This window comes from Streptomyces sp. NPDC021012, assembly GCF_044333355.1.
Classification (GTDB): Bacteria; Actinomycetota; Actinomycetes; order Streptomycetales; family Streptomycetaceae; genus Streptomyces.
This window is the reverse complement of record NZ_JBIRQU010000009.1, coordinates 77,371-92,115: the sequence shown is the minus strand read 5'-3', so window position 1 is coordinate 92,115 and position 14,745 is coordinate 77,371. Positions and strand designations below refer to the sequence as shown.

Here is a 14,745-nt window from a genome sequence, read left to right as displayed (position 1 = left end):
GATTAGGCATAGTGCTCGGCCTACCCGGGAGGAGCGTCCCGTGAAGTTCTCCATGATCTTCGAAGCACAGCTCGTCGACCCGACCCCCGACCGCGAACGCCAGGTCATCCACGACTGCGTCGAACAGGCCGTCCTCGCCGAGGAGATGGGCTTCGACCGGATCTGGGCGGTCGAGCACCACTCCCTCACCCAGTACGCCCACATGAGCGCCTCCGAGGTCTTCCTGACCTGGGTCGCCGCCCGCACCCGGACCATCCGCGTCGGCCACGGCGTGGTCACGATGCCCTTCGGCTACCAGCACCCGGTCCGGGTCGCCGAGCGCGCCGCCATGCTCGACGTGCTCTCCGGCGGCCGGGTCGACGTGGGCGCCGGCCGGGGCGCGACCCGCCAGGAGACCCGGATGTTCGGGGTGCGCCCGGAGGACACCCGACCGCAGACCGAGGAGGCCCTGCGGATCTTCGCCTCCGCCTGGCGGGAGCCGGAGTTCGAATGGCACGGCACCCTCGACATCGGCCCCGGCACGGTCCTCCCCCGCCCCGTGCAGACCCCGCACCCGCCGCTCTTCATGGCCTGCTCCCGGCACGACTCCCTCCGACAGGCCGCCGAACTCGGCATCGGCGCCCTGGTCATGGGCTTCGCGGGCGCCGGGGACGTCCGGGCGATGCGCGCGGTGTACGACGAGGCCATCGCCGCCCGGGACGGCTCCCGGTTCGTCTCCTCGGAGGTCAACGACCACTTCTCCGCCCTCTGCCCCACGATCGTCCTCGACGACGCCGCCCGCGCCCTCCGCCTCGGCACCCGCGGCCAGCGCTTCTTCGCCGAGTCGATCGCCCACTGGTACGGCGGCGCCCCCGCCCCCACGGGCTACGCCGAGGACGAGGACCACACCGGCGCACTCGACGCACAGCGCCGGAAGCTGGTCGCCCGCCTCCACGAGGCGAACATCCCCGCCCGCCCCGTCGACACCGGCACCTACAACACCGACCACGCCTACGGGGACGCCGCCACCGCGATCGCCTACGTCGAGCGGCTCCGGGAGATCGGCGTCGACGAGGTGATGTGCCTGATCCAGATGGGCACGGTGCCGCAGGAGGTCTGCCTGGAGACGATCCGGCAGTGGGGGGAGCACGTGATCCCGTACTTCCGCGGGCCCTCGGCGTCCGGGTGAGGTCCGGTGCCCCGGGATGTCTGGAATCATGACTCTCCCGGGGCGCAGGACAAGGGAGTTGGGGGTACGGGTGAGCTCGACGACGGGAGCGACGGAAACGTCCCGGGACACCGTGGAGGAGCCGACCGGCAGGCGCCGGGCCCTCCTCATCGGCATCCGGGACATCGACCACCTGGCCCGTGACCCGCGCCTCGCCGCGCTCTACCCGCCCCTGGAGTGCGTCGACGGGGACGTGCGGCGCATCGAGGAGGAGCTGCTGGCCTCGGAGTACGAGGTGAGCACCCTCCGCCCGGGCCACCCGGACGAGGCGCGCCGCACGACGACCAAAGAGGTGATCGGGCAGACCGTCGAGGACTTCCTGCGCACGTGCGCCCCGGGCGACACCGCCCTCATCTACGTGTCCGGGCACGGCGTCGTGATCGACGGCCACGACTACCTCCTCCCCTCGAACGCCACCCACCACCCCGACGGCACCCTCAACTCACGGATGCTGATCGAGATGAGCGCCCCCGTGCTCCTCTACGGGCTCCCGCAGGGCGTGACCGTCGTGGTCTGCCTGGACACGTGCCGTACGGACGTCCCCGGCACGGCGCCCAGGCTCGCCAGGCCGATGGTGGGTGACGAGTACGAGAACATCGTCTGGCTCCGTGCCGCCAGCCGGAACCAGTCGGCCTTCGCCGACCCCGAGCGAGGCAGCTACTTCGGCCTCGCCCTGGCCATGGCCCTGTCGCCGTCCCGACCGCCGCAGACCCTGGGCGAGGTCTACTCCTCCGTCCAGGGCCGCGTCGCCTGGCTCACGGAGCGGCTCGCCGACCAGCCGACCGTCGAACTCTTCGCCTCGGCGGGGCGCGAGCCCTGGGCACGGGAACTGCCCCTGTGCCGGGGTTCGCAGGAGACCCTCCGCTGGACGGAGCTCGTCAGGAACGCCGCCCTGTGGAAGCACACGTCCGGAACCGGGGCCGCCCACCACCGTGTCCAGGAGAGCCTCGGCGAACTCGCCGCCGAGGTCGCACGGAGCCGCGCCGACAGGGAAGCACCGGTCTCCACCCCCTGGCACGACACCGACTACCCCGAGCGGGTCGTCCACCTGCTCGGCCGGCTCGTCGAGGAGGCCCGCCTCGCGCCGGACGAACTCCTCTCCCCCGCCGAGACGGCCACCCTGCTCGCCGCGCCGCTGCTGCACGAGGGCGTCGTCGCCATCACCCTGAGCGAGCTGGAGCGGCTCCGCCCGGACCGGCTCGACCAGTGGGACGAGACGCGCGGCAAGGACCCCGCGCGCGACGAGGACCGGAAGGTGTGCGACGACGCCGCGGACGTCTGCCGCGCCCACTCGCGCGTGAACCTGGCGGTCGAGGCCTTGCGGCGTCGCGGTCTGACCGATGCCATCACCGCCGCCGACCACTGGCTGCGGCACCGTTTCATCGCCGACTGGGACCGGCTCTGGGACCCCAAGGACGGCTACCCGGCCGTCGGCGCGCTGCTCCGCAAGGTGGTCAAGGCCGTCTCGGCCGGGGCGGAGGGCGCCGCGCCACGGGACTCCGACGTCGACCAGGCGGTCCGCCGCGTCCTGCCCCACCTGACGGTCGAGCCCGGCTCCAGCCCCCGCATCGACGACTCCGACGACCCCACGTGGAGCCGGAACGGCCGCCCCGTACCCGGCAACTTCTGGCGCGACGAGGAGCTGGCCACCCTCCTGTGGCTGGCGGCGCTGCTCGCCGCCGACCCGCGCCGGATGTCCAGCGTGCTCGTCGACCACCTGGGCGCGCACTGGCCGCTCACGCCCCAGGCCGTGGTCGACGCGCTCGGCGGTCTCGGCTGGGACGAGATGTCTCCGGACGGCACGAAGGCGTACGCGCTCCGTCTCGCCTGCCCGCACCCGGCGCTGCACTCCGCCCTCGAAGAGCTGGTGGCGACGGCGGACGGCTCCGTGCGGGCCCGCCACCGCAAGTGGCAGGAGGTCGGGCGCTCCGCTCCCGACCTCCTGAGGGGCCTGCCCCGCCGGGTGACCACCCAGTTCCTGAATCCGGTCGCCCGCACGTACACCAAGCCCCTCGAACGCTTCCGCCTCGCCGAGGACGAGATCCGCCCGCTGCTCATGGGAACCCAGCTGTACGGCGACCGGATGCTCGCGGTCCGCGAGCTGTACCAGAACGCGCTCGACGCGTGCCGCTACCGGCAGCTGCGCGTCACGTACGGCCGGAAGCGGGAGCGATACCACGGCCCCGACGGCGAGCCCGAGATCAGCTTCCTCCAGGCGTACGACGGTGACCGCCTGTACATCGAGTGCAGGGACAACGGCGCCGGGATGAGCCGCGAGAAGCTCACGTCGATGTTCGCGCGGGCCGGCAAGCGGTACGAGCAGGACCCCGACTTCGTTCAGGAGCGTCGCAACTGGCGACGGGTGGAGATGGACCCGATCCCCTTCAACAGCCGTTTCGGCATCGGCGTCTTCAGTTACTTCATGCTGGCCGAGGAGGTCAAGGTCAGCACGGCCGCGATCGACCAGCACGGCAACCGCGACCACGGAATCCCCCCTTTGGAGGCCACGGTCCAGTCGGGCTCCGGCCTCCTCCAGATCCTCGAGACCCACGGGGGTTCTCCCTACGGAGGAACGGTCGTGCGGCTCTACCTGAGCGCGGAGGACGACGAGGAGAACCCGCCGTCGGTGGTGGAGACGCTGCGGCGGCTGCTCTGGGTGAGCGACTTCCGGGTCACGGCGGAGGAGCGCGGGCGCGACGGGAAGCGCATCGGCTGGGCGGAGTGGAACCCGGGAGTTCTCCAGGCCGCCGAGGACCGGGCCAGAGAATGGCACCGGGAGCCGGTGAGCACCGGGCGGGGGACGGGAAGCTGGATCGTGCAGGGGAAGGGGCAACTCCTCCTCGACGGCATCGTCGTGGAGGAGGCACCCACCATCCACGGGTACGTCTTCAACCTGCGGGCGAGACACCGTCCGGTGCCGAGCGTCAGCCGCAACTCGCTGCTCGAATACGACGCGAAGGGCGTGCAGGAAGAGCTCCTCCGCGCCGTCCCCGAGGCGGCAGGCACCCTCAAGGAGGTGTCCATGCGGTGGCTGTGGAAGCTGGCGGAGGAGGAGCCGCGGCTCACTGTCCACCTCTTCGACCACCTGCCGCACGACGCGACGGGATTCCTGGCCGCCACGTCGCGCGAGTACACGCTGTCCACCGCGTCCTTGCCCCTGCGTCGAACCGGCGTCCTCATCGTGGACAGTGACCAGCTACGGTACGGCCAAACCGTGGAACCCTGGCTGACCGGAGGGTGGGCAGAGGGGGTGGTGCTCCAGCAGTGGCGTTGGACCATGCTGGGGGTCGCATCGCGTAAAAGGCAGTCGTTCGCGCCCGTCGGCTACCCCGAAGCCGCCGGGGTCGACGCCCTGCTCTTCTCCCCGGACTCATACGAAGGCGGCTGGGACGCCGCGCTCCGGGCGGCGGCGATGGCGGAGATCCCTCTGGCGCAAAGCTTGCGGGCGCTGCGCAGGTACGCCATCACTGGCGCTCGCGTCCCCGTGGTGAAGGACATCGCCGAGCTACGGAACATGGGGACGCCAAACCGGACAATGCTGGACCTCCACCGTGCCTACAAGCAGGCCGCGGCCACATCCGAGGAAGACCGCCGTCCGGCCTCCCACGCCCCACTCCTTGCCGTGGCAGCCCTCCATGACGTGGCGCCGTCCCGGCTCCTGCCCGAGCTGCGCGCCCTGATGCGCCTCGGAGTCGCACTCCCGGACATCGAAGGCCTGACCTCAACAAATCTGAACAGGAAACCTCTCTTCTCCGAGGTCGCCCTCCTCGCGACGCCCGCCGGAAACATGCGGGAATGGCACGACGGTGAAATACACCCCGTCGATCTCCTCATGCGCACGCCCCTGCCCTCACAGCGCCGTCAGCTGTTCGACAAACTGGACATTCTGACCCCCTTCGGCTTCTCTCACAGCGAAGCGGTGTCCGAGGAGACGTTCGATCACCCGCCCCTCGACCTCTTCGAACAGCGCCTGCTGTCGATCGACCTCGACGGCAGGTTTCCGTGGCTGCCCAGCGGCCGCCTGACGATGGGGCAGCTCATCCGGCGCGCCGCCATCTTGGGACGCCCCCTCGGCGAGGTGGCGAACGTGATCGACGGCCTCGCTCCCGTCACCGGGGTGACCGCGCCCGACGTCCCGGTGTCCTGCATGGCGTGGATTCCCGCGCCGTGGGTCGTCTCGAACGACGGCACCTTCCCGAGCTGGCGTCTTCTCCACAACGCGAGCGATCAGGAGACTCCTCCTCCTCCGGAGGAATTCCGGCGGGAACTCACCTTCCTGGAAGCATGCGGCTGCCTGTCGGCCCCCGTGGACCTGCTCGAAGAGCAGTACCACAGCCTTTCCCCTCTGCTCAGAGAATTTCTGGGGTTCATGTCCGCCCCATGGTCGGCGGACGCGCACAGAAGAGAACTCGAAGAGGGAGCCGTCGGCATTCCTCTGCTCCTCAGCTTCGCGGCGGACCGGAAGATCACACTCGCCGAGACCGTCGACCGGTTGGCCCAGGCGGACATCCGCCTTCCCCTCCGGCTTCCGGAGATCCTCCCCGATCAGGCAGCAGCCCTGGCACCCCGCCGGACAGAGGTCGCCCGGCTGACCCGGTCCGCCGAGGACACGGGCCTCGTCTTCAAGTCCCGGCTGACCCCGCAGGACATCCTCCTGGTCGCCGACGCACGCCTCTCCACCCTCGGCGAAGCCGCCGCCGCCCTCGACGCCTACCGCTGCCTCGGCGCCCCCGCCCTTCCCGGTTCCGGGACCGTCACCGGGGCCCTCGCCGCGCTGGAACCCACCGACTTCGACCTGGCCGCCTTCGACGACGGGCTCCTCGGGCCGGGGGTGCTCGGCCCGCTCGAACTGGTCCTGGTCGCGGGGCGCTTCGGGTGGACGCTGGGGGAGACGTACGACCGGTACGCGCCCTTCGCCGAGCTGGGGCTCCGGGTGACGACGCCCGAACCCGTCGGCGCGGAGCGGGAGATCGTGCCCGGCTGGGCCGATGTCATCGTGCTCACCGAGCAGTTGACCGGGCGTTCACCGGCCATCGCGGGAACCGTCACCGCCGAGCACGTCGTTCTCTGTGCCGAGGAGACGGAGCGGTCCGAAGAGGACGTCCTGGATCTGCTGCGGCCCTACGCCCGCCTGTTCGAGCTCGACCTTCCCGTATCCGGAGGAACGCGCCCATGAGCCCCGCCATCCCCTACACCGTGACGAGACGCCCGCTGGACCAGCCGCTGACCACCTTCCTCTGGGAGGTCTCGCACGAACCGACGGAGGTCGTGGCCACGGGTGAGTGCCCCGAGTGCCGGTGTGTGACCACCCGCGTGTGGGAGGAGTACCAGCCCGTGTCCAAGGGGCCGGCCTCAGACGCGTGGAAGGATTTCAACAACGGGGAGCCCAAGCGCGTGCGCTGCCACTGCACGAGCTGGCACGTGGACCGGCCCGCCCACGTCCGGAACGGCTGCGGCGCCCAGTTCTACCTCGCGCTGCCGCCACAGGGGCTGCCGCTGTGAGCGCTCGCGACTTCACCGAGGACGAGCTGGACGACGCGTACGACCGGGTGCTGGCGATGGCGACGCCGCCGGAGCAGCTGAGGATCGCCCGGCAGCAGGCGGAGGGGTACCGGAACTTCCTGGCCTCGATCACCGGGCTGCTCACCGTCGTCTTCGTGCTGAAGGGCCAGGAGAACCTGAGCAAGATGCCCACCGGCCCCCGCTGGTGGGTGATCGGCCTCCTCGCGGGCGGGTTCCTGCTGCTCCTGGTGGCGTCCTGGATGATGGTCTCGGCCGTCCACGAGAAGCCGGGCCGCATGCAGGTGTCCGATGCCAAGCTGCTCCTCGTGTACGAGCGGACCCGCGCGGGAACCGTCCGCCGTATGACCGGTTGGGCCCGCTGGATGGGGCTGTTCGGCGTCGTCGCGGTGTCCGTGGCCTCCCTGGTCACCTGGATCTTCCCCGGCGAGAGCTGAGAACGCGCCGCAGCGCCCCCAAGGCGTCCGGTCGGGGACATTCAGGGGGCGCTGCGCTCAGTTCCGCACGTCGTTGTACGGGACGTTCTCGGGAGTGATCCCGCCGGTCAGACCGTCAGGGCACGGTCCGTCGGGCGGATCGGGGCCGGCAGGGAGCTGGCGCCGGTGAGGTAGCGGTCGACGCCGCGGGCGGCGGAGCGGCCCTCGGCGATGGCCCAGACGATGAGGGACTGGCCGCGGCCGGCGTCACCGGCGACGAAGACGCCGTCGACGTTGGTGGCGAAGTCCGCGTCGCGGGCGATGTTGCCCCGCTCGTCCAGGTCCAGGCCGAACTGGGCGACCAGGCCGTTCTCCACGTCCGTGCCGGTGAAGCCCATGGCGAGGGTGACCAGCTGGGCGGGGATCTTGCGCTCCGTGCCCGGCTTCTGGGTCAGCTTGCCGTCGACGAACTCGACCTCGACGAGGTGGAGGAACTGGACGTTGCCGTCCTCGTCGCCCTCGAAGTGGGTGGTGGAGACGGAGTAGACCCGCTCGCCGCCCTCCTCGTGCGCCGAGGTGACCTTGTAGAGCATGGGGAAGGTCGGCCAGGGCTGGCCGGCGTTCCGCTCGTCGCCCGGCTTCGGCATGATCTCCAGCTGCGTGACCGAGGCCGCGCCCTGGCGGTGCGCCGTGCCGACGCAGTCGGCGCCGGTGTCGCCGCCGCCGATGACGACGACGTGCTTGCCCTCGGCGGTGATCGGCGGGGCCACGAAGTCGCCCTCGACGACCTTGTTGGCGAGCGGCAGGTACTCCATCGCCTGGTGGATGCCGTTCAGCTCCCGGCCCGGGACGGGCAGGTCGCGGGCGGTGGTGGCGCCGGCGGCGATGACGACCGCGTCGTACCGGTTGCGCAGGGCCGTCGCCGGCATGTCGCGGCCGATCTCGACGCCCGTGCGGAACTTGGTGCCCTCCGCGCGCATCTGCTCGATGCGGCGGTTGATGTGCCGCTTCTCCATCTTGAACTCGGGGATGCCGTAGCGGAGGAGGCCTCCGATGCGGTCCGCGCGCTCGTACACGGCGACCGTGTGGCCGGCCCGGGTCAGCTGCTGGGCGGCGGCCAGACCGGCCGGGCCGGAGCCGATGACGGCGACGGTCTTGCCGGAGAGGCGGTCGGGCGCCTGCGGCTTGACGTCATTGGCGTCCCAGGCCTTGTCGATGATGGAGACTTCGACGTTCTTGATGGTGACGGCCGGCTGGTTGATGCCGAGGACGCACGCCGACTCGCAGGGAGCCGGGCAGAGGCGGCCGGTGAACTCCGGGAAGTTGTTGGTGGCGTGCAGGCGCTCCTGCGCCGCCGACCAGTCCTCGCGGTAGGCGTAGTCGTTCCACTCGGGGATCAGGTTCCCGAGGGGACAGCCGTTGTGGCAGAACGGGATGCCGCAGTCCATGCAGCGGCCGGCCTGCTTGCTGATGATGGGGAGCAGGGAGCCGGGGACGTAGACCTCGTTCCAGTCCCTGACGCGCTCGCCCACCGGCCGGGTCTGGGCGACTTCGCGCCCGGTGGTCAGGAAGCCCTTGGGGTCAGCCATGGGACGCAGCCTCCATCATCTTCTCGGTGGTCTCGGTCTCGGAGAGACCGGCGAGCTCAGCGGCGTCCTTGGCGGCGAGCACTGCCTTGTACGTGGTGGGGATGATCTTGCTGAACCGGGCCGCGGCGGCGTCCCAGTCGGCGAGGAGCTTCTCGGCGACCGTGGAGCCGGTCTCCTCGAAGTGGCGGCGCACGACGTCGTGCAGCCAGGTCCGGTCGGTGTCCGACAGGGCCTCGATCGCCTCCAGGTTGCCGGAGTTGACGTTGTCCCGGTCGAGGTCGATCACGTAGGCGACACCGCCCGACATGCCGGCCGCGAAGTTGCGGCCGGTCTCGCCGAGGACGACCGCCGTGCCACCGGTCATGTACTCGCAGCCGTGGTCGCCCACGCCCTCCGAGACGACCAGGGCGCCGGAGTTGCGGACGCAGAAGCGCTCGCCGGTGCGGCCGCGGAGGAACAGCTCGCCGCCGGTGGCGCCGTAGCCGATGGTGTTGCCCGCGATGGTGGAGTACTCGGCCAGGTGGTCGGCGCCCCGGTCGGGGCGGACGATCACGCGGCCGCCGGAGAGGCCCTTGCCGACGTAGTCGTTGGCGTCGCCCTCCAGGCGGAGGGTGACACCGGCCGGCAGGAAGGCGCCGAAGGACTGGCCGGCGGAGCCGGTGAAGGTGATGTCGATGGTGTCGGCCGGGAGGCCGGCGCCGCCGAACTTCTTCGTCACCTGGTGGCCGAGCATGGTGCCGACCGTGCGGTTGATGTTGCGGATCGCGACCTGGGCGCGGACCGGCTGGGCCTCCTCGGCGGAGGCCGCGTTCAGGGCCTCGGCGGCGAGCTCGATCAGCTCGTTGTCGAGGGCCTTCTCCAGGCCGTGGTCCTGCTCGATCCGGGCGTGGCGGACCGCGCCCTCGGGCAGCTCGGGCACGTAGAAGAGCGGCTCCAGGTCGAGGCCCTGCGCCTTCCAGTGCGTGACCGCGCGGCTGGTGTCGAGGAGCTCGGCGTGGCCGACGGCCTCTTCGAGGGTGCGGAAGCCCAGCTCGGCGAGGAGCTCGCGGACCTCCTCGGCGATGAACTCGAAGAAGTTGACGACGAACTCGGGCTTGCCGGAGAAGCGGTCGCGCAGGACCGGGTTCTGGGTGGCGATGCCGACCGGGCAGGTGTCCAGGTGGCAGACGCGCATCATGACGCAGCCGGAGACGACGAGCGGCGCGGTCGCGAAACCGAACTCCTCGGCGCCGAGCAGCGCGGCGATGACGACGTCGCGGCCGGTCTTGAGCTGGCCGTCGGTCTGGACGACGATCCGGTCGCGCAGGCCGTTGAGCAGCAGGGTCTGCTGGGTCTCGGCGAGGCCGAGCTCCCAGGGGCCGCCCGCGTGCTTCAGGGAGGTCAGCGGGGAGGCGCCCGTTCCGCCGTCGTGGCCGGAGATGAGGACGACGTCCGCGTGGGCCTTGGAGACACCGGCGGCGACCGTGCCGACGCCGACCTCGGAGACCAGCTTCACGTGGATGCGGGCGACCGGGTTGGCGTTCTTGAGGTCGTGGATCAGCTGGGCGAGATCCTCGATGGAGTAGATGTCGTGGTGCGGCGGCGGCGAGATGAGGCCGACGCCGGGCGTCGAGTGACGCGTCTTGGCGACCCACGGGTAGACCTTGTGGCCGGGCAGCTGGCCGCCCTCGCCAGGCTTGGCGCCCTGGGCCATCTTGATCTGGATGTCGTCGGCGTTGACCAGGTACTCGCTGGTGACGCCGAAGCGGCCGGAGGCGACCTGCTTGATCGCGGAGCGGCGCACCGGGTCGTACAGGCGCTCCGGGTCCTCGCCGCCCTCACCGGTGTTGGACTTGGCGCCCAGCTGGTTCATGGCGACGGCGAGCGTCTCGTGCGCCTCGCGGGAGATGGAGCCGTACGACATGGCGCCGGTGGAGAAGCGCTTGACGATCTCGGAGACCGGCTCGACCTCGTCGATGGAGATCGGGGTGCGGCCCTCGGTGGCGAAGCCGAAGAGGCCGCGGAGCGTCATGAGGCGCTCGGACTGCTCGTTGACCCGGTCCGTGTACTTCTTGAAGATGTCGTACCGCTTGGTGCGCGTGGCGTGCTGCAGGCGGAAGACGGTCTCCGGGTCGAACAGGTGCGGCTCGCCCTCGCGGCGCCACTGGTACTCGCCGCCGATCTCCAGGGCGCGGTGCGCCGAGGGGACGCCGGAGACGGGGTACGCCTTGGCGTGGCGGGCGGCGACCTCCTTGGCGACGACGTCGAGACCGGCACCGCCGATCTTGGTGGCCGTGCCGTTGAAGTACGTGGCGACGAAGGTCTCGTCGAGGCCGACGGCCTCGAAGACCTGGGCGCCGCGGTAGGAGGCGACGGTGGAGATGCCCATCTTGGACATGACCTTGAGGACGCCCTTGCCGAGGGCGTGGATCAGGTTCCGGATGGCCTGCTCGGGCTCCAGGCCCTCGATGAAGGTGCCGGCGCGGACCAGGTCCTCGACGGACTCCATCGCCAGGTACGGGTTGACCGCCGCGGCGCCGTAGCCGATGAGCAGGGCGACGTGGTGGACCTCGCGGACGTCGCCGGCCTCGACCAGCAGGCCCACCTTGGTGCGCTGCTTGGTGCGGATGAGGTGGTGGTGGACGGCCGCGGTGAGCAGCAGCGAGGGGATCGGCGCGTGCTCGGCGTCGGAGTGCCGGTCGGAGAGCACGATGAGGCGGGCGCCGCCCTCGATGGCGGTGTCGGCCTCGGCGCAGATCTCCTCGATGCGGGCGGCGAGGGCGTCGCCGCCGCCGGAGACCCGGTAGAGGCCGGAGAGGGTCGCGGCCTTCATGCCGGGCATGTCGCCGTCGGCGTTGATGTGGATGAGCTTGGCCAGCTCGTCGTTGTCGATCACCGGGAAGGGCAGGGTGACGCTGCGACACGACACGGCGGTCGGTTCGAGCAGGTTGCCCTGCGGGCCGAGGGAGGACCGCAGCGAGGTGACGAGCTCCTCGCGGATGGCGTCCAGCGGCGGGTTCGTGACCTGCGCGAAGAGCTGCGTGAAGTAGTCGAAGAGCAGCCGCGGGCGGGCGGACAGGGCCGCGATCGGCGAGTCCGTGCCCATGGAGCCGAGCGGCTCGCCGCCGGTGCGGGCCATCGGCGCGAGGATGACGCGGAGCTCTTCCTCGGTGTAGCCGAAGGTCTGCTGGCGGCGGGTGACCGAGGCGTGGGTGTGCACGATGTGCTCGCGCTCGGGGAGGTCGGAGAGCTCGATCTCGCCGGTCTCCAGCCACTCCTGGTAGGGGTGCTCGGCGGCGAGGGCGGCCTTGATCTCGTCGTCCTCGACGATGCGGTGCTCGGCGGTGTCGACGAGGAACATCTTGCCGGGCTGGAGGCGGCCCTTGCGGACGACCTTGGCGGGGTCGATGTCGAGGACGCCGACCTCGGAGGAGAGGACGACGAGGCCCTCGTCGGTGACCCAGTAGCGGCCGGGGCGCAGACCGTTGCGGTCGAGGACCGCGCCGACCTGGACGCCGTCGGTGAAGGTGACGCAGGCCGGGCCGTCCCAGGGCTCCATCATCGTGGAGTGGTACTGGTAGAAGGCGCGGCGGGCCGGGTCCATGGTCTCGTGGTTCTCCCACGCCTCCGGGACCATCATCAGGACCGCGTGCGGCAGGGAGCGGCCGCCGAGGTGGAGGAGCTCCAGGACCTCGTCGAAGGAGGCCGAGTCGGAGGCGTCCGGGGTGCAGATCGGGAAGATCCGCTCCAGGGAGCCCTCGCCGAAGACGGTGGAGTCGAGCTGCGCCTCGCGGGCGGTCATCCAGTTCCGGTTGCCCTTGACGGTGTTGATCTCACCGTTGTGGGCGACGAAGCGGTACGGGTGGGCCAGCGGCCAGCTCGGGAAGGTGTTGGTGGAGAACCGGGAGTGGACCAGGGCCACGGCGGTGGCGCAGCGGCGGTCCGACAGGTCCGGGAAGAAGGGCTCCAGCTGGCCGGTGGTCAGCATGCCCTTGTAGACGATGGTGCGGGCGGAGAGCGACGGGAAGTACGTCGCGGCCTCGCGCTCGGCGCGCTTGCGCAGCACGAAGGCCTTGCGGTCGAGCGCGATGCCCGTGTGCTCGCCGTCGGCGACGAAGAGCTGGCGGAAGACCGGCATGGTGGCGCGGGCGGAGGCACCGAGCAGCTCGGGGGCGACGGGGACCTCGCGCCAGCCGAGGACGGTGAGGCCCTCTTCGGAGGCGATCGTCTCGATCTTCGCAGCGGTCTCGTCGGTGCCGTCCTCGGGGAGGAAGGCGATGCCGACGGCGTACGCGCCGGCCTCGGGGAGGGCGAATCCGGCGACCTCGCGGAGGAAGGCGTCCGGGACCTGGAGCAGGATGCCGGCGCCGTCACCGGAGTCGGGCTCGGAGCCGGTGGCGCCGCGGTGTTCGAGGTTGCGCAGTACGGTCAGCGCCTGCTCGACCAGCGCGTGGCTGGCTACACCGGTGAGGGTGGCCACGAACCCGACACCGCAGGCGTCGTGTTCGTTACGGGGGTCGTACATTCCCTGCGGGGCAGGGCGACCGTCCATGGGCGACCAGGCGTCGGAACGCATCGGCTCTCCCGTCGTCGTCGTGGCATATGCAGATGCCGAGGGACGACGTTGGCCCTCCGCGAAATTTCGTGCAGGTTACATGATGACTGGCTTCTCGCCTGGCGGAAAGCTCGTTCCAACATGCGGACACCGCCGATACGCAGCGGTGGTGTGGGTTCACCTGTGGGGTGCGGCGACAGGGACTGTCCCGCGGGGACGGATCGGGGTCCGGAGGATCTTCGGGTCTCCGGCGACCCGTCGCTGGGAGTGGGCTTCGTTGCCCGAATGGCGCTCAGGCCTCTTTCCCGTTGGTCACGGGTTCGAAACCGCCGGGTAACCGGCTACATATGTGGCGTCATGCATAGTGTCTCATCGCCGCGGCGGATCGGACCAGGGATATACGTCACAGCCGCTTCGCCTGCTTTGCCCCGAAAAGGCGCCACGAAAAGACCGAGAGGCCCCTTTCGGGAGCCTCTCGGTCTTCTGTAGTGGTACGGAATCCGCACCCGGCCCCACGGGGGCCACGAGGCGGCTACAGGGTGGCCCCGAGGAGCATTCCGAGCCCGTACGTGACGGCCGCGGCGGCACCGCCCAGGACGAGCTGGCGCACACCGCTGAAGAGCCAGCCGCGGGCGGTCACCCGGGCCACCAGGGCGCCGCAGGCGAAGAGCCCGAGGAGCGCGAGCAGCACGGCCGGCCAGAGCGCGGTCGCCCCGAGCAGGTACGGCAGGAGGGGAAGGAGCGCGCCGAGCGCGAAGGAGCCGAAGGACGAGACGGCGGCGACCATCGGCGACGGCAGGTCGTCCGGGTCGATGCCCAGCTCCTCGCGGGCGTGGATCTCCAGGGCCTGCTCGGGGTCCTTCGACAGCTGCATCGCGACCTCGCGGGCGAGCGCGGGCTCGACGCCCCGGGAGACGTAGAGTGCGGCGAGCTCCTCCATCTCGTCGACGGGGTGCTTGCGCAACTGGCGGCGCTCGACGTCCAGTTCCGCCTGGACGAGCTCGCGCTGCGAGGCGACGGAGGTGTACTCGCCGGCCGCCATGGAGAAGGCGCCGGCGGCGAGGCCCGCGAGGCCGGTGACGACGACGGTCTGCGTGGAGACCTGGCCGCCGGCGACACCGGTCATCAGGGCGAGGTTCGAGACGAGACCGTCCATCGCGCCGAACACCGCCGGGCGCAGCCAACCGCCGTTCACGTCGCGGTGCGTGTGGTTGTCGCGGTGGGCCTCGTGCAGTGGCGCCTGAGCTTCGATGATGGACATGGTTCTCCCCTCGTTCCGGCGGGCCGGGATGCACCCGCCGCCCCCAACGCCCTCGAAAGTACGCCCGATGTAAGGGTCGCGCCAGCAAGCCAGGCCGTACTTACTAAGGCCCGCCTCAGTGAGGGCACCCCAACCTGCCGAGGCGTCAGCCGGGTGACAGAGACGTTTCTTCGGCGAGTTCGCGGCCCGCGGTGGCACAGATCCAGGCAACGGGGCGC

At 70.8% G+C, this 14,745-nt stretch carries 7 protein-coding genes; 4 read left to right on the top strand and 3 right to left on the bottom strand.

The annotated features are described in order from the left end of the window. Positions 1–40 precede the first annotated feature (40 nt). The 4 genes from ACH4TP_RS27515 to ACH4TP_RS27500 all read left to right on the top strand — a co-directional run bounded on the left by ACH4TP_RS27515 (position 41) and on the right by ACH4TP_RS27500 (position 7,164). Positions 41–1,168, top strand: coding sequence for an LLM class flavin-dependent oxidoreductase (locus ACH4TP_RS27515; RefSeq protein WP_398177533.1), 1,128 nt, complete (start codon positions 41–43; stop codon positions 1,166–1,168). Between the two features lie 70 nt (positions 1,169–1,238). Further along, entirely contained in the window at positions 1,239–6,383 is a 5,145-nt protein-coding gene (locus tag ACH4TP_RS27510) for a caspase family protein (RefSeq protein ID WP_398439401.1), read from the top strand. Next, positions 6,380–6,709: a hypothetical protein gene (locus ACH4TP_RS27505; RefSeq protein ID WP_389223874.1), complete on the top strand. Its 330-nt coding sequence runs from the start codon at positions 6,380–6,382 to the stop codon at positions 6,707–6,709. Before ACH4TP_RS27510 ends, ACH4TP_RS27505 begins: the two co-directional genes overlap by 4 nt. Beyond that, positions 6,706–7,164 (top strand): hypothetical protein, encoded by a 459-nt coding sequence (locus ACH4TP_RS27500; protein ID WP_389223877.1) that lies wholly within the window; start codon positions 6,706–6,708, stop codon positions 7,162–7,164. The genes ACH4TP_RS27505 and ACH4TP_RS27500 overlap by 4 nt, the downstream gene beginning before the upstream one ends. A 107-nt stretch (positions 7,165–7,271) precedes the next feature. Here ACH4TP_RS27500 and ACH4TP_RS27495 read toward each other — a convergent pair whose 3' ends face one another. The 3 genes from ACH4TP_RS27495 to ACH4TP_RS27485 form a co-directional block, all read right to left on the bottom strand. Then, on the bottom strand, positions 7,272–8,732 hold the full coding sequence (locus ACH4TP_RS27495) for a glutamate synthase subunit beta (protein ID WP_389223880.1): 1,461 nt from the start codon (positions 8,730–8,732) through the stop codon (positions 7,272–7,274). Next, the gene (gene gltB, locus ACH4TP_RS27490; RefSeq protein WP_398439400.1) at positions 8,725–13,287 is read right to left on the bottom strand and encodes a glutamate synthase large subunit; all 4,563 of its coding nucleotides are present in this window, start codon (positions 13,285–13,287) and stop codon (positions 8,725–8,727) included. The genes ACH4TP_RS27495 and gltB overlap by 8 nt, the downstream gene beginning before the upstream one ends. A 511-nt stretch (positions 13,288–13,798) precedes the next feature. Then, complete coding sequence (locus tag ACH4TP_RS27485; protein WP_389223886.1) at positions 13,799–14,527, bottom strand: VIT1/CCC1 transporter family protein; 729 nt, start codon at positions 14,525–14,527, stop codon at positions 13,799–13,801. Positions 14,528–14,745 lie beyond the last annotated feature (218 nt).